14 protein-coding genes and 1 riboswitch are annotated in these 20,901 nt (G+C 72.3%); of the genes, 3 read left to right on the forward strand and 11 right to left on the reverse strand.

Annotation, left to right across the window (positions count from 1 at the left end; genetic code table 11):
- From QR77_RS49015 to cobG, 3 genes are all read right to left on the reverse strand, one after another.
- Window positions 1–725 (reverse strand): precorrin-2 C(20)-methyltransferase (locus QR77_RS49015; RefSeq protein ID WP_236711147.1); only part of this gene is annotated, 725 nt, incomplete at its 3' end.
- 17 nt (window positions 726–742) lie between these two features.
- The gene (locus tag QR77_RS23710; protein ID WP_052489007.1) at window positions 743–1,402 is read right to left on the reverse strand and encodes a precorrin-8X methylmutase; all 660 of its coding nucleotides are present in this window, start codon (window positions 1,400–1,402) and stop codon (window positions 743–745) included.
- Window positions 1,403–1,448: 46 nt separating this feature from the next.
- Entirely contained in the window at window positions 1,449–2,852 is a 1,404-nt protein-coding gene (gene cobG, locus QR77_RS23715) for a precorrin-3B synthase (RefSeq protein ID WP_236710790.1), read from the reverse strand.
- Between the two features lie 150 nt (window positions 2,853–3,002).
- A riboswitch (cobalamin riboswitch) is annotated at window positions 3,003–3,127 on the forward strand.
- A 32-nt stretch (window positions 3,128–3,159) separates the two neighbouring features.
- On the opposite strand from cobG, the gene cobN reads away from it, so the two are divergent.
- The 3 genes from cobN (at window position 3,160) to QR77_RS23730 (ending at window position 8,892) form a co-directional block, all read left to right on the forward strand.
- A complete protein-coding gene (gene cobN / locus QR77_RS23720) occupies window positions 3,160–6,771 on the forward strand; it encodes a cobaltochelatase subunit CobN (RefSeq protein WP_040024144.1) in 3,612 nt (1,203 codons plus the stop codon).
- Between the two features lie 156 nt (window positions 6,772–6,927).
- Window positions 6,928–8,334 carry a guanine deaminase gene (guaD, locus tag QR77_RS23725; RefSeq protein ID WP_040024145.1) on the forward strand — a complete coding sequence of 469 codons (1,407 nt, stop codon included), beginning with the start codon at window positions 6,928–6,930 and terminating at the stop codon, window positions 8,332–8,334.
- A 24-nt stretch (window positions 8,335–8,358) separates the two neighbouring features.
- Window positions 8,359–8,892 carry a flavoprotein gene (locus QR77_RS23730; RefSeq protein ID WP_040028538.1) on the forward strand — a complete coding sequence of 178 codons (534 nt, stop codon included), beginning with the start codon at window positions 8,359–8,361 and terminating at the stop codon, window positions 8,890–8,892.
- A gap of 5 nt (window positions 8,893–8,897) precedes the next feature.
- Here the strand turns inward: QR77_RS23730 and QR77_RS23735 are convergent, their stop codons facing one another.
- The 8 genes from QR77_RS23735 to QR77_RS46845 all read right to left on the reverse strand — a co-directional run.
- The gene (locus tag QR77_RS23735; RefSeq protein ID WP_040024146.1) at window positions 8,898–9,458 is read right to left on the reverse strand and encodes a GNAT family protein; all 561 of its coding nucleotides are present in this window, start codon (window positions 9,456–9,458) and stop codon (window positions 8,898–8,900) included.
- Between the two features lie 540 nt (window positions 9,459–9,998).
- Entirely contained in the window at window positions 9,999–11,210 is a 1,212-nt protein-coding gene (locus tag QR77_RS23740) for a cytochrome P450 (RefSeq protein WP_040024149.1), read from the reverse strand.
- 93 nt (window positions 11,211–11,303) lie between these two features.
- A complete protein-coding gene (ccrA, locus tag QR77_RS23745) occupies window positions 11,304–12,638 on the reverse strand; it encodes a crotonyl-CoA carboxylase/reductase (RefSeq protein ID WP_040024153.1) in 1,335 nt (444 codons plus the stop codon).
- A gap of 138 nt (window positions 12,639–12,776) precedes the next feature.
- Window positions 12,777–13,970, reverse strand: coding sequence for a cytochrome P450 (locus tag QR77_RS23750; RefSeq protein WP_063798072.1), 1,194 nt, complete (start codon window positions 13,968–13,970; stop codon window positions 12,777–12,779).
- 43 nt (window positions 13,971–14,013) lie between these two features.
- Entirely contained in the window at window positions 14,014–15,444 is a 1,431-nt protein-coding gene (locus QR77_RS23755; protein ID WP_040024154.1) for an MFS transporter, read from the reverse strand.
- A gap of 52 nt (window positions 15,445–15,496) precedes the next feature.
- Window positions 15,497–16,306: an alpha/beta fold hydrolase gene (locus QR77_RS23760; protein ID WP_078877064.1), complete on the reverse strand. Its 810-nt coding sequence runs from the start codon at window positions 16,304–16,306 to the stop codon at window positions 15,497–15,499.
- Window positions 16,307–16,362: 56 nt separating this feature from the next.
- Window positions 16,363–20,307 carry a type I polyketide synthase gene (locus tag QR77_RS23765; RefSeq protein ID WP_078877859.1) on the reverse strand — a complete coding sequence of 1,315 codons (3,945 nt, stop codon included), beginning with the start codon at window positions 20,305–20,307 and terminating at the stop codon, window positions 16,363–16,365.
- Window positions 20,308–20,333: 26 nt separating this feature from the next.
- A partial coding sequence (locus QR77_RS46845) for a phosphopantetheine-binding protein (RefSeq protein WP_236710791.1) occupies window positions 20,334–20,901 on the reverse strand: 568 nt, incomplete at its 5' end.

The raw sequence follows: 20,901 nt of genomic DNA on the forward strand, positions 1-20,901 counted from the left end.
TCGACGCGGCTCGGCAGCACCGCCACAGCGAAGTACGGCACGGAGTCCGGGTCCGTGTCCGCCAGGGCCCCGGTGCGCTCGCCGGTCATCGTGGCGCGCTCGACGTACCGCGCGTCAGCGAGCCGCCCCGAGCGCTCGATCGCCCGCCGCACCGCGGGGAACGTACGGCCGAGCTTCATCACCACCGCCGAGTCGGCGGACGCCAGCCGCGCCGTCAGCTCCTCCTCGGGCAGCGTGCCGGGCAGGATCGTGAGCACCTCCTCGCCCTCGACGAGCGGGGTGCCGAGCCGGGCGGCGGCGGCGCTCACCGAGGTGACGCCCGGGATGACCTCCGTCGGATAGCGGTCGGCCAGCCGCTTGTGCATGTGCATGTAGGAGCCGTAGAAGAGCGGATCGCCCTCGGCGATCACGGCGACCGTGCGTCCGGCGTCGAGATGCGCGGCCAGCCGGGCGGCCGACTCCGTGTAGAAGTCCTCCATCGCGCCCTGGTAGCCGCCGGGATGCTCGGTGGTCCCGGTCGTGACCGGGTAGATCAGCGGTTCCTCGATGTGGTCGGGGCGCAGATGCTCCGCCGCGATGGAACGCGCGATGGACCGGCCGTGCCGCGCGCTGTGGTACGCGATCACGTCGGCCTCGGCGATGACCCGTACCGCTCGTACGGTCATCAGCGACGGATCCCCCGGGCCGAGCCCGACACCGTAGAGGCGCCCGACGCCGGCGGGCATGGTGCTGTTCTCGTTCACTACTCTTCCTCGCTGGCGATCGCGTTCACGGCAGCCGCCGCTATGGCGCTGCCGCCGCGCCGGCCCCGTACGACCAGGTGGTCGAGGCCTGCGGGGTGTCCGGCGAGCGCGTCCTTCGACTCGGCGGCGCCGACGAAACCGACCGGTACGCCGATGATCGCCGCCGGGCGCGGCGCCCCCTCCTCGATCATCTCCAGGAGGCGGAAGAGCGCGGTCGGCGCGTTCCCGACGGCGACCACCGCGCCGCCCATCCGCTCGCGCCACAGCTCAAGGGCCGCCGCACTGCGCGTCGTACCCATCGCGGCCGCGAGTCCGGGCACCGACGGGTCGGACAGGGTGCATACGACGTCGTTGTCGGCGGGCAGCCGCTTGCGCGTGACGCCGCTCGCGACCATCGCGACATCGCACAGGATCGGCGCCCCGGCGCGCAGCGCCTCGCGGGCGCGGGCCACCACACCCGGGGTGAAGCCGATGTCGCGTACGAGGTCGACCATGCCGCAGGCGTGGATCATGCGGACGGCGACCTGCGACACATCGGCGGGCAGGCTCGCGAGGTCCGCCTCGGCGCGGATGGTGGCGAAGGAACGGCGGTAGATCGCGGCGCCGTCCTTCTCGTACTCGAACGTTCGGGGCGCTGGGGGCACGGGGGGCTCGCTCATCTCGTCATCGTGGTCGTCGTTGTCGTCGGGGGCGTCGTCGGGGGCGTCATCGTGGGTTGCGTGCCGCCGCGACCGCGTCGGCGAGTGGGCCGGGCCGTTGGCGGGCGCCCTGGGGCGCGGTCATGGGCGCCGGTCCCCGTACGGAGATGTCGTAGCCGCCCTCGCCGATCGCGACCACGTCGACATGCGTGGTGCCGGGGTGGCCGCAGCGGCGGGCGCAGCCGGACCAGTGGACCGGCAGGCCGCCCGTCCCCCCGGCGGGCCCCGCCGACACCGAAGCCGCCGCGTCGGCCCGTACGTCCGAGAGCGCCTTGGCACAACCGGGCCGTCCCGTGCACGCGCCGACGCCGTGCCACCGGGAGCCGGGGTCCGTGATCAGTCCTGCGGTACGGAGCCGGTCCAGCAGGTCGTGGGCCGTGGCCGGGTCGAGCCCGGGGACGATCACTCCGCGCCAGGGGGTCACCCGAAGTGCCGTGCCGGGTACGTCCGTCGCGTACAGCGTCCGCCACTGCGCCACGCTCAGCCGGCCCAGCGGCGCGTACACGGAGACGGCGACAGTCCCGTCGGGGGAGTGGACCGCCCCTGCGGGAGGCGGTTCCGCTTCCACAAGCACACCCTGGGGACCGGCCTCGGCCTCCGTCGCGATCCCCGCCTCCGCCAGCCGCGCGGCGACCGCCGCGTCCAGCCCGTACCTCTCCGCCTCCGGCAGCTCCCGCACCCGCCACGCGCCCGAACCGCCCGCCTCGGCGACAGTGAGAAACGTCTCCGCCGCCAGCAGCGCCGCCCTCGGTGCGTCGGCGGCGGCCACCAGCGGACCCGACCGGTTCGCCCCGGTACGTACCGACGCTCTCCCGTCCGGCCGTGCGAGCAACGTCACATCAGCGCCACGTCCCGCCACATCGCCGCGCCCGTCGTCCAGCGCGAACAGGAAACGCCCCGAAAGCGCCGTCGCCGCCCGGCTCCCGCACAGCAGCGCGTCCAGCTCCCGCGCCCACAACTGCACGTCCGCGCGCGGCTGTTCGTCCAGTCCGGCCAACGGCGAAGCGATCACGTTCCGTACCCGCTCGTGCTCCTCCGACGGCAGCAGACCCGCTTCGTGCAGGAGCGCGGCCAGTTCGGCGCCGCAGCTCTCGCCCAGCCCCCGGAGCTGTACGTTGCCGCGCGAGGTGATGTCGAGCCGCCCGTCCCCCAGCCGCTCGGCTGCGGACGCCAGCACCTCGGCCTGACGGTACGTCAACAGCCCACCCGGCAGCCGGAGTCGGGCCAGCCGGCCGTCGTCGGCGCCGTGCAGCCGCAGCGCGCCGGGACAGGCGTCGCCGCGCTCGCGTACGGGAGTCTCGCGTACGGGGCTCTCGCACACGGGGCTCTCGCGTACGGCGGCCTCCCGTACGGGAGCCCCGCGCACGGGAGCTTCGTCCCGGTTCACGGGTGTTGGCGAGGTGGGTGACATGGCGGCGAGCATACCCACGTGCGTTCGACTCTCCACCTGACCGGCGAGTGGGCGCCACGGTCGTTTCCGGCCGTCCCGCCTGGGCAGTCTTCGGGCGTCACACCCGCCCGTGACCAGCAGCACCTACTATGCAGACGGCGGACCGGCAGGTCCGCTGTCGCCAGCGACGGCGTCTTGGGGAGGAAGCCCGGTGTGAATCCGGCGCGGTCCCGCCACTGTGAACCCGGCAGCAGCCGGGTGAGTCAGGAACTCCCGCCGTCCTCCACCACCGCCCGGGGCGCGGACCCCGAGGAAGGCCAGACGCCGCATGATCCTGCTCCTGTCGACGTCCGACACCGACCTGCTCAGCGCACGAGCCGCTGAAGGCCCGGTCCCGTACCGATTCGCCAACCCCACCCGGCTGCCCCTCGACGAGCTGCCGGCGCTGCTCGACGGCGTGGACCTCGTGGTCGTACGCCTCCTCGGCGGCCTGCGCGCCTGGCAGGACGGCATGGACCGGCTGCTCGCCCATGACCGGCCCGTGGTGGTGCTCACCGGCGAACAGGCCCCGGACGCGCAGCTCATGGAGGCCTCCACGGTGCCCATCGGCATCGCGGCCGAGGCCCACGCGTACCTCGCGCACGGCGGCCCCGCCAACCTCGAACAGCTCGCGCGCTTCCTCTCCGACACGGTGCTGCTCACCGGCCACGGCTTCGAGCCCCCGGCCGCCGCGCCCACCTGGGGCCCGCTGGAGCGCACCGCCCGCGCGCCCCGTACGCAGGCGGCCACCGCCCCCCTCGTCGCCGTGCTCTACTACCGCGCCCACCACATGAGCGGCAACACCGCCTTCGTGGACGCCCTCTGCTCCGCCGTCGAGGACGCGGGCGGCCGCGCCCTCCCCCTGTACGTGGCCTCCCTGCGCGCCCCCGAGCCCGAACTGCTCGACGCGCTCGGCGCCGCCGACGCCCTCGTCACCACCGTCCTCGCCGCCGGCGGCACCAGGCCCGCCGAGGCCTCGGCCGGCGGTGACGACGAGTCGTGGGACGCGGGCGCCCTCGCCGCCCTCGGCGTGCCGATCCTCCAGGCCCTGTGCCTGACCGGGTCGCGCGCGGCCTGGAAGGCCAGCGACGAAGGGCTCTCTCCGCTGGACGCCGCGGGCCAGGTGGCGGTGCCGGAGTTCGACGGGCGGCTGATCACCGTCCCGTTCTCCTTCAAGGAGATAGACGAGGACGGGCTCCCGTCGTACGTCGCCGACCCCGAGCGCGCCGCGCGCGTCGCCGGGATCGCCGTACGGCACGCGCGTCTGCGCCACATCCCGAACCCGGACAAGCGCCTCGCGCTGGTGCTCTCGGCGTACCCCACCAAGCACTCCAGGATCGGCAACGCGGTCGGCCTCGACACCCCGGCGAGCGCCGTCGCCCTGCTGCGCAGGCTGCGCGACGAGGGCTACGACTTCGGTACGGAAGAGGTCCCCGGGCTCGCCTCGGGCGACGGCGACGAGCTGATCTACGCCCTGATCGAGGCCGGCGGACATGACCAGGAGTGGCTGACCGAGGAGCAGTTGGCCCGCAATCCGGTCCGTATCCCCGCCGCCGACTACCGCCGCTGGTACGCCACGCTCCCCGCCGACCTGCGCGCCTCCGTCGAGGAGCACTGGGGTCCGGCGCCCGGCGAGATGTTCGTCGACCGCAGCCGTAACCCCGAAGGGGACATCGTCCTCGCCGCCCTCCGGCGCGGCAATCTGCTCATCCTCATCCAGCCGCCGCGCGGCTTCGGCGAGAACCCCATCGCGATCTACCACGATCCCGACCTGCCGCCCTCGCACCACTACCTCGCCGCCTACCGCTGGATCCAGGCCACGGCCGACGACGGCGGCTTCGGCGCCGACGCGATGATCCACCTCGGCAAGCACGGCAACCTGGAGTGGCTCCCGGGGAAGAACGCGGGCCTGTCCGCCTCCTGCGGCCCCGACGCCGCGCTCGGCGACCTGCCGCTGATCTACCCGTTCCTGGTCAACGACCCGGGCGAGGGCACCCAGGCCAAGCGGCGAGTGCACGCCACGCTCGTGGACCACCTCGTGCCGCCGATGGCGCGCGCCGAGTCGTACGGCGACATCGCGCGCCTGGAGCAGCTCCTCGACGAGCACGCCGCGATCGCTTCCATGGACCCGGCGAAACTGCCCGCGATCCGCGCCCAGATCTGGACGCTGATCCAGGCGGCCAAGCTCGACCACGACCTGGGCCTGGAGGACCGCCCGGACGACGACGGGTTCGACGAGTTCATCCTCCATGTCGACGGCTGGCTCTGCGAGATCAAGGACGCCCAGATCCGGGACGGCCTGCACGTCCTCGGCGGCGCTCCCACCGGACCGGCGCGCGTCAACCTGGTGCTGGCGATCCTGCGCGCCCGGCAGATCTGGGGCGGTACGACCAACCTCCCCGGCCTGCGCGAGGCCCTCGGCCTCGACGAGTCGGCGGCCACCCGTACGACGGCCGACGAGACGGAGGAGCGCGCCCGAGCCCTCGTCCAGGCGATGGAGGACGCGGAGTGGGCGGAGTCCGCGGTGGCGGAGGTCGCGGCCGGACAGCCGGGGGGCGTCGCCGACATCCTGGCGTTCGCCGCCCGCGAGGTGGTGCCGCGGCTGGCCGGGACGACCGACGAGATCGAGCATGTCGTCCTCGCCCTGAACGGCGGATTCGTTCCTGCGGGACCCTCCGGATCCCCGCTGCGCGGCCTGGTCAACGTCCTGCCGACCGGCCGTAACTTCTACTCCGTCGACCCCAAGGCCGTGCCCTCCCGGCTCGCCTGGGAGACGGGCCAGGCGCTCGCCGACTCGCTCCTGGAGCGCTACCGCACGGACAACGGCGAGTGGCCGACGTCCGTCGGTCTCTCCCTCTGGGGTACGAGCGCGATGCGCACCTCGGGCGACGACATCGCGGAGGCGCTCGCGCTGCTCGGCGTACGCCCGGTCTGGGACGACGCCTCGCGGCGCGTGACCGGCCTGGAGGCGATGGCCCCCGAGGAGCTGGGCCGCCCCAGGATCGACGTCACGCTGCGCATCAGCGGGTTCTTCAGGGACGCCTTCCCGCACGCGATCGGGCTGCTGGACGACGCCGTACGGCTCGCCGCCTCGCTCGACGAGCCCGCCGAGGCGAACTTCATCCGCGCCCACAGCCAGGCGGACCTGGCGGAGCACGGCGACGAACGCCGCGCGACCACCCGTATCTTCGGCTCCCGTCCCGGCACGTACGGCGCGGGCATCCTCCAGCTCATCGACAGCCGCGACTGGCGTACGGACGCCGACCTCGCCGAGGTCTACACGGTGTGGGGCGGGTACGCGTACGGGCGTGAGCTGGACGGCCGGCCGGCGCGGGAGGAGATGGAGACCGCGTACAAGCGCATCGCGGTCGCCACGAAGAACACCGACACCCGCGAGCACGACATCGCCGACTCGGACGACTACTTCCAGTACCACGGAGGCATGGTCGCCACCGTGCGCGCGCTCAAGGGCACGGCCCCCGAGGCGTACATCGGCGACTCGACGCGGCCCGAGACGGTGCGTACGCGCACGCTCGTCGAGGAGACCTCGCGGGTCTTCCGCGCGCGGGTGGTCAATCCGCGCTGGATCGAGGCGATGCGGCGGCACGGCTACAAGGGCGCGTTCGAGCTGGCGGCGACCGTCGACTACCTCTTCGGATACGACGCCACGACGGGCGTGGTCGCCGACTGGATGTACGACAAGCTGACCGAGACGTATGTGCTGGACCCGGTCAACCGGGAGTTCCTCCAGGAGGCCAACCCCTGGGCGCTGCACGGGATCGCGGAGCGGCTGCTGGAGGCGGAGTCGCGCGGGATGTGGGCGAAGCCGGACCCGGCGGTGCTCGACGCGCTGCGGAAGGTGTTCCTGGAGTCGGAGGGCGACCTGGAGGGCGAGGACTGAGCGGGTTGGGCCGGCCCGGCCCGGGGGCTCCGCCCGCCGAGGGGGACGGCGGGCGGATGCCGGACGCGCGGGCGGATGCCGGGGGCGCGGGGGTAGGCGAAGATCGAGTGGGACAGACGGTCTCGCACGCACCACCGGCAGCGGAGGTACTTCGTCATGACGACCGCATCCGGCGAGCGGCGGCAGGTGTCCGCCGTCCGGGGCCCCCTGATCCGCTTCCGCGCCGACCCGTTCCGTAAGGGCGGCGGCGCGGGCGGTGAGGGTGAACGCGATGCCGACGCGCTCGCCTACGAACCGGACGGCCTGCTGGTCTGCGAGGACGGCCGTATCACCGCCGTCGGCGCGTACGAGGTGCTCCGTGAGTGGCTGCCCGCCGGCGTCACGCCGGCGCACTACCCGGACCATCTCATCAGCGCCGGTTTTGTCGACACGCACACCCACTACGCGCAGATGGACAGCGTCGCCGCCTTCGCTTCGAACCTCTCCGACTGGCTCGCCCACGACATCTACGCCGAGGAACAGCGCTTCACCGACGCCGAACACGCCCGCCAGGTCGCCTCGGCGTTCTGCGACGAACTGCTGCGCAACGGCACCACCACGGCGCTGGCCTTCGCCGCCGTGTACCCGGACTCCGTCGACGCCCTCTTCGAGGAGGCGTCCAAGCGCGATCTGCGGATCGTCACCGGCAAGGTCCTGATGGACCGGGGTGCCCCCGACGCGCTCCTCGACACCGCGAGCAGCGGCTACGAGGACTCCAAGGCGCTCATCGAACGCTGGCACGGCAAGGGCCGCAACCTCTACGCCGTCACCCCGCGCTTCGCGCCCACCAGCAGCCCGGCGCAACTGGAGGCGGCGGCGGCGCTCCGGCACGAGTACCCCGGCACGCTCCTCCAGACGCATGTCTCGGAGACGACCGACGAGATCGCCCTGGTCCGTTCGCTGTTCCCCGAACGGACCGGCTATCTGGACGTCTACGACCACTACGGTCTGCTGGGCCCCGGGACCGTCCTCGCGCACGGCGTCCATCTGACCCCGGCCGAGCGTGAGCGGTGCTCCGAAACCGGTACGGGGCTCTCGCACTGCCCCACGTCGAACCTCTTCCTCGGCAGCGGACTCTTCTCGGTCCAGGACGCCAGGACAGGACCGCACCCGGTACGGACCGGACTCGGTACGGACATCGGCGCCGGCACCAGCTTCTCGCTGCTGTCCACGATGGACGCCGCCCAGAAGATCGCCAAGAGCCTCGGCCACGAGCTGGACGCGGCGCACGCCTTCTACCTCGCGACGCGCGGCGGCGCCGAGGCGATGGGGCTGGAGAACACCGTCGGCTCCCTGGAGGCCGGACTCGACGCCGACTTCGTCGTCCTGGACCCGAGGGCGACCCCGCTGCTGAGCCGCCGCAGCGCACGGGCCGAACGCGTCGAGGACGTGCTGTTCGCGCTGGCGGTCCTGGGCGACGACCGTGCCGTACGGGCGACGTACCTCGGCGGCCGGCTCGCCCACGACCGCGACGCGCCGAACCGTTTCCCCATCGTCTCCGACAGGGCGGAGGGCCGGGTGTGACGCGTGCGCGGCATCATGGAGCGCATGCCTGAGCCATCGAAGAGCCGCCGGCGTTTCCTGTACGTGGTCGTCTGCGCGGCCGGAACGGCCCACGACGTCGGCACACTCCTCACGGCCGCGCAGGCGCGGAACCTGGACGTCGGCGTGATCGCCACCCCCCACGGCCTCGGCTTCATCGACGCCGAAGCGGTCGAGGCGCAGACCGGCTACCCGATCCGCTCCGCCTGGCGCCGCCCCGGAGACCCGCGCCCGCTGCCGCCGCCGGACGCGATCGCGGTCGCCCCCGCCACCTTCAACACCATCAACAAGTGGGCGGCGGGCATGTCCGACACCCTGGCCGTGGGCATCCTGTGCGAGGCGTACGGCCTGGGCATCCCGATCGCCGCGCTCCCGTACCTGAACGCGGCGCAGGCGGCACACCCCGCGTACGCCCGCAGCCTGGAGACGCTGCGCGAGATGAACGTACGGATCGGCACCGCGGCGCCCCACAACCCCAAGTCCCCTGACGCGGCGGCCGCGTTCCGCTGGGAGGAAGCGCTGGAACTCCTGGACCTGTGAGCCCTTCAGCCGTCGGGAGCCTCCGCCGCCTCCCACGCGCCCCACCGCGCGGCAAGCAACCCGTACAACAGATCGTCGGTCCACTCACCCTTGGCCCAGGTGAACGCGGGCCGCTCCCCCTCCAGCACGAATCCCGCCCGCTCCAGCAGCCGCGCCGACCGCTCGTTGCGCGCATCGCACACGGCCGAAACCCGCCGCAGCCCCTGCCGCTGGAACAGATCCCGCAGCACGGCCCGCACGGCCTCGGTGGCATACCCGCGCCGCTGCCGCCCGGAGGCGAGGGTGTACCCCAAGTCGGCCTGCATCAGGTTGTCGTGCAACCCCACCCCGACATCCCCGATCAGGGCCCCGTCCTCCTTCAGCTCGACGGCGTACTGGAACCACCCGGGCAGATCGGGCTCACCGACCCCGAACTCCCGTACGAGCTGAACAGCCTCGTCGAGCGGCACCGGCGCGGTCCACCCCTGATAACGGGCGACGGCCGGATCGGACCGGTAGAGGGAAAGGGCAAGAGCATCGGTGGCCTGAAAACGGCGCAACCGAAGCCGAGGGGTTTCGAGCAGCACCCAGCAAACGTCTCATACCCCCTCAGCCCCCGGCGGCCCAGGGCCACGGGTGCGACACTCTGTTTGCGCAAGCTTGACGCGAACGCACTTGCGTACAAGGGCGGTTGGGGACCGCGGCTGTCACGGTGCCGGAACCGGGCGGACACTCTGCCGGACTTGATCGGTGTCTCGTGGCCGAACGGCAGTCGGAGGATGATCGTGGCCCGCACCACGCCTGAACGGCCCGTGGACGCCGAGGCGCTGTTTCCCGGGCTCGCCGATACCGCCTGTACGGGCACCCGCCTGCACCCTCGTCAGGGCACCCCGACGTCCCGGGACAGCTCCGTCGCCGGTCCTTCCGGGGTGTATGTCGGGCGCGGGCTGATGCGTATCTTCACGTGCCCGGTCGACGCGACGCACCCGCACCGCCTCAGCTTTCAACGACCTCCAGTGCCTCGGCTGACCTGACGGACGCCGGTGCCGCTACGGGAGTGGCCGTGAGGGGCAGCCGCAGCCGGCTGCCCCTCACACCCGCGCGTAGTAGCCCGGTCCTCCCCCCGGCTACCAGGCCACCGGCAACGACGTCACCCCGTGGATCAGGCGGCCGGACGAGCGGGGTATCTGGTCCGCCGGTACTGCCAACCGGAGCGTGGGGAACCTGCGGAGCAGGCTTCCGATCACGATTTCGAGCTCCAGGCGGGCCAGGCCCGCGCCCAGGCAGTAGTGGATGCCGATGCCGAACGTCAGGTGCTGGGCGTCGCCGGTGCGGCTGACGTCCAGGGTGTCGGGCCGGGTGAAGTGCCCGGAGTCACGGTTGGCGGAAGCCAGGGAGGCGAGCACCGCCGTACCCGCCGGTACTAGGGTGTCGCCCAGTTTCACGTCCTCCGTGGTGATGCGCAGCGTCGCCTCGTCGCCCGGGGGTACGAAGCGCAGCAGCTCCTCCACGGCGGTAGGCAGCGCACCGGGGTAGCTGAGCACCGCCTCGAACTGGTCGGGGTTCGTGAGCAGCGCCAGGACGCCGTTCGCGATCTGGTTGGTCGTCGTCTCGTGCCCGGCGATGAGGAGGGTGATGGCCAGGTGCAGCAGCTCCTCCTCGTCGAGCCGTTCGGCGTCCGCCTCGTTGATCGACACGAGCGCGGAGAGGAGGTCGTCGCCCGGCTGCTCCCGCTTGGCGGCGATGAGCCCGCCCAGGTAGGTGCTCAGACCGACATGGGCCTCGACGATCTTCTCCACCGGCAGCGAGACGGTCGACAGGACGGTGCCGGACCATTCGGCGATCTGCTCGCGTTCGCCGAGCGGGACTCCGAGCAGCTCGCAGATGACCGTCACGGGCAGCGGGAAGGCGAGGGCCGGGACGATGTCGGTCGGGGAGCCCTGCTGCTCCATGGCGTCCAGCAGCTCGTCGGTGAGGATCTGGATACGCGGCCGCAGCGCCTCCACCCGGCGGGCCGTGAACTCCCGGGAGACCAGCCGGCGTACCCGGGTGTGCTCGGGCGGGTCCATGCTGAGCAGGTTCTTGGCGTTCTGCGGCTCGGTCCCGATACGCGGGGCGCCGGGCCGCGCGGTGGCGGCTCTGCTGAACCGGGCGTCCGACAGCACCGTGCGCACCGAGTCGTAGTCGGTGACGAGGAGCGCGTCGCTGCCACTGGGCATCGTGATGTCCGCCACCGGGTTCGTCTCCCTCAGCCGCTTGTAGTGAGGGCACGGTTCGAGCGCCGACGGCCGCTCGAACGGGTAGGCGAGGGGGCTGGAGTCCACCGGGGTGTCAGTCACGTGCGTCTGTCCAATCTCTGTCAACAAGGGCCAACAAGGTCAACAAGGGTCGAAAAGGGGCGAACGGGCGGCGGTCGTGCCGCCGCCCGGCGCTCAGATACGGAAACGGTTGATGGCCGGCTCGTGCCGGGCCCGCAGCTCGGGATCGGTGACCCCCAGGCCCTCCTGGGGGGCCAGGCACAGCACGCCGACCTTGCCGTGGTGCCGGTTGCGGTGGACGTCGCCCACCGCCCGGCCGATCTCGGTGAGCGGATACGTACGGGAGAGCGTGGGGTGGATCCGGCCCTTGACGACGAGCCGGTTCGCCTCCCACGCCTCGCGGTAGTTGGCGAAGTGCGAGCCGATGATCCGCTTGAGGTGCATCCAGAGGTAGCGGTTGTCGAACTCGTGCCGGTAGCCGGTGGTGGACGCGCACGTGACGACGGTGCCGCCCCGGCGGGCCACGTAGACCGAGGCGCCGAAGGTCTCCCGGCCCGGGTGCTCGAAGACGATGTCCACGTCCTCGCCGCCCGTCAGCTCGCGGATCCTGCCCCCGAGGCGCTTCCACTCCTTGGGGTCCTGGGTGTGCTCGTCCCGCCAGAACCGGTAGTTCTCCGCGCCGCGGTCGATGATCGCCTCGACGCCCATCGCCCGGCAGATCGCCGCCTTCTGTTCGCTGGAAACGACGCAGATCGGCGTCGCGCCGCCGGCCAGCGCGTACTGGGTCGCGTACGAGCCGAGACCGCCGCCCGCGCCCCAGATGAGCACGTTGTCGCCCACCTTCATGCCCGCGCCGTTGGTGGAGACCAACTGGCGGTAGGCGGTGGAGTTGACCAGGCCGGGTGCGGCCGCCTCCTCCCACGTCAAGTGGGCCGCCTTCGGCATGAGTTGGTTGGTCTTCACCAGCGCGAGCTGGGCCAGCCCGCCGAAGTTGGTCTCGAAGCCCCAGATCCGCTGCTCGGGGTCGAGCATCGTGTCGTTGTGGCCCGCCGCGTCCTCCAGTTCCACGGACAGGCAGTGGGCGACCACCCGGTCACCGGGCCCCCAGCGCCGTACTCCGGGTCCGGTACGCAGCACCACGCCGGCCAGGTCGGAGCCGATCACGTGGTACGGCAGGTCGTGACGGGCGGCCGGGCCTCCGGTACGGGCGTAGCGTTCGAGGAAGCCGAAGGTCGGCACGGGCGAGAACAGCGCGCTCCACACCGTGTTGTAGTTCACGGAACTCGCCATGACGGCGATCAGGGCCTCGCCGGGGCCCGGTTGCGGGGTCGGTACGTCACTGATGTGCACGGACTTCGCGGGGTCCCGGTCGGTGACCGGAATGCCGTCGAACATGTGCTGCTCGTCCTTGAAGAGCACGGCTGCTCGATACGACTCCGGCACCGGCAGGGACGTGAAGTCGCCGGACACCGCGTCCGGTGACTCGATCGCGGCGGTCAGATTGTCCATCACCACAGATTCCTGTCGGTCTGAAGGGCTTCGGGTCGGGGCGGATGCCCAGGCAGGTGGTCGGGCGGGTGGCCAGGTGGGTGGTCAAGCAGGTGGCCGGGCAGGTGGTGGCCGGGTCGGCCACCACCCGCCGCACGCCTACTGGTTGAGCGTCACCGGCAGTTCGGTCAGGCCGCGCATCACCAGACCGGGCCGCCACCGCAGTTCGGCCGACGGGTCCTTGCGCTCCATCTTGGGGAAGCGCTCCAGCAGTTGGCGGAAGGCGATCTCGGCCTCCAGCCGGGCCAGCGGCGCGCCCAGGCAGTAGTGCATGCCGTAGCCGAAGGCCATGTGCGGGTTCGGAGTGCGGTCTGCTTCGAAGGCCATCGAGTCGGGGAAGGACTGCTCGTCCCGGTTGGCCGACAGCAGGGAGATCAGGACGAGTTCGCCCTCCTGGACGGTCTGGCCGCCCAGCTCCAGGGTCTCCGTGGCGACCCGGAAGCTCGCGCCGGGCACCGGGCTCTCGTAGCGGAGGAACTCCTCCACGGCCGCGGGGATCGCGTCGTGGTCGGCCCGCAGCCGGTCGGCCAGTTCGGGATCGGCGAGCAGCATGGCCGTGCCGTTGCCGAGCAGGTTCACGGTGGTCTCGTAGCCCGCGATGATCAGCAGGAAGCACATCGAGGTCAGCTCGTTCTCGGCGAGCCGGTCCTCGTTGTCCCGCGCGGAGATCATCGCCGACAGCAGCTTGTCGTCCGGCTCGGCCCGCTTCTGCTTGACCAGGTCGCGGACGTAGTACACGAACTCGGTCACCACGTCGACCGGGAAGTTCGCCGTGCCCACCCCGGCGAGGTAGGCGTTCGACCAGGCCTGGAAGCGCTGGTGATCGGAGACGGGCACGCCGAGCAGCTCGCAGATGACCTGCATCGGCAGCGGGTACGCCAGCTCGTGGATGGCGTCCGGCTGCTCCCGCACGGCCATCCTGTCGAGCAACTCGCTGGTCATCTGCTCGATCATCGGCCGCAGGTGCTCGATGCGCTTGGCCGTGAACACCGAGGAGACCAGCCGCCGCAGCCGGGTGTGGTCGGTGCCGTCCACCCGCAGCATGTGGGTGCCCATGCTGGAGCGGATCTCGGCGGGCAGGACGTCCTGGGAGACGATACGGGTGCCGATCCGGTTGGACAGCCGGGCGTCGCCGAGCCCCGCCCGGCAGTCGGCGTACCTGGTGACGAACCACAGCGGTACGCCGTTGGGCAACTCGACCTGGAACAGCGGGCGTTCCTCGCGCAGCCGCTCGAACAGGTCGTGCGGGGACTTCACACCGTATTCGGCGTAGAGGTCGGTGAAGGTGACCATGTGCGTTCGCTCCTTGCGGGGTTGGGCCTTGCGGGGTCGGGGATCAGTCGAGTGCGGGCTGCGTGGCCGCCGGGGCCGCGGCGGCGGCGGGCTTGGGCGCCGGGATGCCCAGCGCCAGTGCGGCGCCGGCCAGCAGGACCACGACGCAGATCCACAGCCCGGGGATCATGGCGTCGGTGAAGGCCCCGGGCGACAGGTAGTTGCCGCCCCGGCCGAGGAAGACGGTGGTGAGGACGGCGATCCCCAGCGCGCTGCCGATCTCGCGGACGGTGGCGTTGGTGCCGGACGCCTTGCCGATGTCCTGCGGCTGTACGGAGGTCACCACGACCGTCGCACTGGGCGCGAAGATCAGACCGGTGCCGATGCCGCACAGCATGTACGGCGCCACCATCTGCCAGTCGGCCGTGCCCGGGTCGGAGATGAGCGCGCACCAGGCCAGACCCACCGCGGCGAGCCCGAGACCGGCGGCGATCAGCTTGCCCGCGCCCACCTTGGGGATGAGCTTCCCCGCGTACGGCGCGCAGATCGTCGGCATGACAGCCCACGGCAGGGTCCACAGGCCGGCCACGAACGGCGAGTGGAGCCGGGCCACTTGGAGGTACTGGGCGAGGAAGAAGATGGAGCCGAACAGGCCGAAGTACACAGCCAGGGACGCGAGATTCGCCAGGGTGAAGGCGCGGTTGCGATAGATACGCAGCGGCAGCAGCGGCTGGGCGCTGCGGCGCTCCCACAGCACGAAGAGCACCAGCAGTACGACGGCAGCCCCGTACAGCCCGAGCACGCGGGCGGCGGTCCAGCCGTACGAGCCGCTGTCCACGATCGCCCAGACCAGGGCGAGCACCCCGGCGCCGCCGAGCAGCACCCCCAGCAGGTCCAGCTTGGCCGCCGCGCCCCGGCTCTCGGCGTGGACGCGCAGGACCAGCGGGACGGCGAAGAGGCCGATCGGGACGTTCAGCCAGAACAGCCAGTGCCAGCCGATGCCCGTGGTGATGGCGCCGCCGAGCAGCGGTGCGATGCCGACGGCCAGGCTGCTGATGCTGGACCAGACACCGATCGCCACGCCCCGCTTCTCCGGCGCCACGGCGACGGTCAGCATGGTCAGCGACAGCGGCAGGACCGCCGCCGCGCTCATGCCTTGCAGCGCCCGCAGCGTGATGAGCGCCCCGGTCGAGGTGGACAGCGCGCATCCGATGGAGAACAGGACGAACAGCGAGAGTCCGGAGACGAACACCTTGCGGCGCCCGAACCGGTCCCCGAGGCCGGCCGCGACCAGCAGCAGGCCCGCGAAGCCGAGGATGTAGCTGTTCGTTATCCACTGCAGGCCCTGTATCGAGGTGCCCAGGTCGCTTCTGATGGACGCCAGCGCGTTGGTGACCACCAGGTTGTCCAGCCCGACCATGAACATCGGCAGGGACACGGCCAATACGGTCAGTCCGAACGACGGGCGTGCCGGGGCAGCCGGTTCGTGTGCCATTCCAGTTCTTTCTGTGTGGGAGGAGATCGCCGGCGGCGCCGGCGAGTGTCGGTCAACTGAAGCGAGCCAGGTCCTCGGTCAGCGCCTTGGCGACCTGGTCGTTCTGTTCGGACAGGTAGAAGTGGCCGCCGGGGAAGGCCCGCAGGGTGAAGTCCCCGTCGGTGTGCTCGCGCCACTCCTCCGCCTCGGCGAGGGTGACCTGCGGGTCGCTGTCGCCCACCAGCACGCTGACCGGGCAGCGCAGCCGGGGCCCCGGCTCGTACCGGTACGACTCCACCGCCGTGTAGTCACCGCGGATGGCCGGCATGATCATCCGGATGATGTCGTCGTCGAGGAGCAGCCGGTCGTCGGTGCCGTTCAGACGGCGGATCTCGGCGATGACGCCGTTGTCGTCCATCGAACGGACGCCGCGGTCGCGGAGTTTGGGCGGTGCGGTACGGCCGGAGGCGACCAGGCCCACCAACTCCAGCGAGCTGTCCCGCTCGATCCGGCGCGCCACCTCGAAGGCCACGCAGGCACCCATGCTGTGCCCGAACAGCACAAGACGCCGTCGCGGCAGCGACTCCAGCACGGTGAGGATCTCGTCGGCGAGGCGGGGGATCGACGTGATGGGCGGTTCGGCGCGGCGGTCCTGCCGGCCCGGGTACTGCACCGGCAGTACGTCGGCGACGGCGGCCAGGGCGGTCGACAGCGGGCGGAAGTAGCTGGCGGAGCCGCCCGCGTGGGGGAGGCAGACCAGCGACAGATCGGTGTCCGGGGGCGCCGGGCGGTAGCGGCGGATCCAGAGGTCCTGTGCGGCCGGGGCGTTGTTCGGCGCCGCGTTCGTCCCCGCGTTCGTCCCCGCGTTCACCGCGGCGTTCATCCCCCCGTTCGTCCCCCCGTTCGTCCCCGCGTTCATTCCTACGTTCATCCGGGCGGTCATCCCCGCACCTCCGTGCGCAGCCAGGACGCGATGGCGTCGGCGGTTGTCAGATGGTGTTCGTCGAGCATCGAGAAGTGGTCTCCGGGCACGTCGACGACGTGGTGGGCGTACTCCCAGCCGGCCCCCTGTTCGCCCTGGGCCGGGCCCGGTGCCTCGGCGGTGGCGCGCAGCAGCAGTACGGGGGTCTTGAGCGGGCCCGGGGCCCAGTCGGCGAAGACCCGGAAGTAGCCGCCCATCGCCACCAGCCGCTGGTCGTCGAGGAGTTCGGCCGCGTCCTCGTTCTCCAGCAGTTGCGAGACCATCAGCCCGGTACTGGAGCGGTCAGCGGTCCGGGAGAACGTGTCCGCGAGGACGACCGCGGCTGCCGGGGTGCCGAGCGCGGCCAGGTGCTCGGCGACGGCGTGGGCGATCCACCCGCCGGAGGACCGGCCGAGCAGCACGACCGGGCGGCCGCCCGCCAGTTGGACGGCGGTCTCCGCCTGCGCTCCGACCAGCGCCTTGACCGAGCGCGGCAGCGGCTCACCGGCCGTGAAGCCGGGGTGCGGCAGCGCCCACACCTCGCCCGTCGCGCCGAGCGCCGAGCCGAGCCGCAGATACTCCTGCGGTCCCGAGACGGCGCTGAGCGAGGGGAAGCACAGCACGGCGCGGTCGGCGGAGCCGGGGGTGATACGGACCGGCGCGGGCCAGCGGTCCGCCTCCGCACGCTCGGCGAAGTCCGGCCGCAACGCCGCCGCGGCGGTCAGCAGTTGGAAACCCTCGGCGAGCCGGCCGGTGCGGTACGACTGCCTGAACATCCCGGTCAGCGGGTCCTCGGGGGACTCACCGGGCTGCCCGCCGGGCCGGTCGCCTGGCTCCTGCGCCAGTCTCTCCGAGAGGTGTCCGGCGAGCGCGGTGACCGTCGGGTGGTCGAAGATCAGGGTCGCGGGCAGGGGCAGACCGGTGGACTCCCGCAGCCGGTTGCGCAGTTGCATGGCCGTGAGGGACTCGAATCCCAGCTCGACGAAGGACCTGTCGGGGTCGACGTCGTCCGGCGCCGCGTGGCCCAGTACGACGGCCGCGACTGTGCGGACATGGTCCACGACAGCGGCGGCCCGCTGCTCGTCGTCGGCGAGGTCGGCCAGAGTCCCCGGTAGCGTTCCGGTGTCCTCCTCGGCGGCGGGTGCCGGTGCGAGGGCGGCGGCCGGGAGCGTCGCCGCGGGGACGGACGCCAGCCAGAACGAACGCCGCTGGAACGCGTAGCGCGGCAGCTCCACGCGCCGCGCGGGCGGGAACGCGGCCGTCCAGTCCACGGCGGCGCCCCGTACGTACAACTCGCCGGCCGACTGGAGAAAACGGGTGGGGCCGCCCTCCTCGCGCACCAGCGAGCCGCTCACCGTGACGGCGCGTCCCGCCTCGGTGGTCTCGGCGGTCTCCTCGATGCCCCCGACGAGTACGGGGTGCGGGCTCGTCTCGACGAAGTACCGGAAGCCGTCCTGGATCAGCAGCCGCACGGTCTCCTCGAAGCGCACGGTCCGGCGCAGGTTGCGGTACCAGTACTCGGCGTCCAGCTCCGTCCCGGACAGCGGCGTGCCGGTCACCGCCGAGTAGAACGGCACCTCGGCGGGCTTCGGCGCGACGGCCGACAGCCGGGTCAGCAACTCCTCCCGTACGGCCTCGATGTGCGGCGAGTGGGAGGCGTAGTCCACCGGTACGCGGCGTACCCGCAGCCCGTCCGCCTCGCTCCGCGCCACGAACTCGTCCAGGGCGTCGGCGTCACCGGACACCACCGTCGCGTTCGGGCCGTTGACCGCGGCGACCGCGATCCGGTCCGCCCACGGGGCGAGCAGGGGCACCACCTGGTCGGTGGGCAGGGCGACCGACACCATGCCGCCCCGCCCGGCAAGTCGCCTCAGCACCTGGCTGCGCAGGGCGACCACCAGCGCCGCGTCCTCCAGCGAGAGGGCGCCGGACACGCAGGCGGCCGCTATCTCGCCCTGCGAGTGGCCGACGACGGCGTCCGGCTCGATGCCGTACGAGCGCCACAGCGCCGCCAGCGAGACCATGACGGCGAACAGGGCCGGCTGGACCACGTCCACCCGGTCGAGGGAGGGCGCGTCCGGGTCGCCGCGCAACACCTGTGTCAGCGACCAGTCGACATGGGGTGCGAGCGCCTCCTCACAGGCGGCGAGGCGGTCCCGGAACACGGGGGAGGAGGCGGCCAACTCGGTTGCCATGCCGCGCCATTGGGAGCCCTGGCCGGGGAAGACGAAGGCGGTGCGGCCGACCGTACGGGCGGCCGACGTGCCACGGACCGTGTGCGGGGCGTCGCGACCGTCCGCCAGATGGCCGAGCCGATCCAGCAGGTCCTCTCGGCTGTCCGCGACCACGACCGCGCGGTAGTCCAGCGCGGCGCGGCCGGTGGCGAGGGACCAGGCCGCGTCGACACCGCGCTGCTCGGGGCGGGCGAGCAGGTGCGTGCGCAGCCGGGCGGCCTGGGCGCGGAGCGCCTGCGCGGTACGGGCGGAGAGCACCCAGGGGAGGGGACCGGCTGATTCCACGGCCGGTAGGACCGTGGAATGTTCTTCGGGCTGTTCCTCGGGCTGTTCCTCAGGCTGTTCCTCGGGCTGTTCGAGGATCACGTGGGCGTTGGTGCCGCTCATCCCGAAGGAGGAGACCGCCGCGCGGCGCGGACGGCCCGTCCCCGGCCAGGGGCGTTCCTCGGTCAGCAGTGCGACGGAGCCCGCCGACCAGTCGATCTGCGGTGACGGCGCGTCCACGTGCAGTGTCCTCGGCAGCGTCCCGTGGCGCATGGCCTGCACCATCTTGATCACGCCGCCGACCCCGGCCGCCGCCATGGTGTGCCCGATGTTCGACTTCAGCGAGCCCAGCCAGAGCGGGCTGTCGGCCGGGCGGTTCTCGCCGTACGTGCCGAGCAGGGCCTGCGCCTCGATGGGGTCGCCGAGCCGGGTGCCGGTGCCGTGCGCCTCGACGGCGTCGATGTCGGCGGGGTTCAGCCGGGCGTCGGCGAGGGCCTGCCGGATCACCCGGCGCTGTGCGCGGCCGTTGGGCGCGGTCAGTCCCGTACTGGCACCGTCCTGGTTGACGGCCGAGCCACGCAGTACGGCCAGCACCGGGTGCCCGAGCCGCCGCGCGTCGGACAGCCGCTCCACCAGGAGCAGTCCGACCCCCTCGCCCCAGGCCGTGCCGTCGGCCGAGGCGGCGAAGGACTTGCACCGGCCGTCGGCGGCCAGACCGCCTTGGGCGCTGAAGTCCGCGAACGCGCCGGGGGAACTCATGATCGTCGCACCGCCCGCCAGGGCCATGGCGCACTCGCCGCGCCGCAGTGCCTGCGCCGCCAGGTGCAGGGCCACCAGGGAGGAGGAGCAGGCGGTGTCGACCGTGACGGCCGGTCCCTCCAGGCCGAGGAAGTAGGCGATCCGCCCGGAGGCGACGCTGCCCGAGTTGCCGGTGCTGAGGTAGCCCATCACCTCGGCGGGGACGGCCTCGGCCCGCGTCGCGTAGTCGTGCAGGTTGAGGCCGGTGAAGACGCCCACCTGCTCGCCCCGCGCTGCCGCCGGGGCGATCCCGGCCGCCTCGAACGCCTCCCAGGCCGCTTCCAGGAGCAGCCGCTGCTGGGGGTCCATGGCCAGTGCCTCGCGCGGCGAGATGCCGAAGAAGTCGGCGTCGAACTCGTCCGCGCTGTGCAGGAACCCGCCGAAGCCCGCCCGGTCGTCGGGCCAGCCGCGGTTGTCCGGGAACTCCGAGATGGCGTCCCGTCCTTCCGACACCAGCTCCCACAGCCCGTCCGGGTCGTCGACACCGCCCGGATACCGGCAGCTCATGCCGATGATCGCCACCGGTTCGTGCTGCCGGTCGGTCAGCTCGCGCACCTGCCTGCGGGCCTCGCGCAGATCGGCCGTCGCGCGTTTGAGGTAGTCGAGGTACTTGGCCTCGTTGGTCACAGCTTCCGTGGTCACAGCTTCCGTGGTCACGACGACTCCAGTTCGGCATCCAGCAGGTCGAAGATCTCGTCGGCGGTGGCGGACTCGATGTCGGCGTCCGCCGTGTGGTCGGCCGTACGGTCCGCAGGCCGGTCCCGGGAGCCGGTCAGTGCGCGCAACCGGGCGTAGATCTCGTCGAGTTCCGCGCCCTCGCCGGGCAGCGCGGCGAGCAGGGCCTCCAACCGGTCGAGATCCCGGTGGATCTGGGGCGCCCCGGACAGTTCGGCTGCCGCCTCCTCCTCCAGCCGGGCCACGAGCGCGGCAGGGGTGGGGCAGTCGAACAGGACGGTGGGCGGCAGCCGCAGGCCGGTCGCCGCCGCCACCTGGTCGCGCAGCTCGACCGCGGTGAGCGAGTCGATACCGATGTCCTTGAAGGACTGCTCCGGGTCTACGTCGTCGGCCCCGGAGTGCCCGAAGACCAGCGCGACGCTCCGGCGGACGATGTGGAGCAGCGCCCGGACCCGTTCGTCCGGCGACTGCGCGAGCAGCCGGTCCCTGGCCCCGACGACCGCGACGGGCTCGGCCGTGATCGCGCGCCGGGCCGGGCGCGCGGCC

The organism is Streptomyces sp. 150FB, from assembly GCF_000818195.1.
GTDB lineage: Bacteria > Actinomycetota > Actinomycetes > Streptomycetales > Streptomycetaceae > Streptomyces.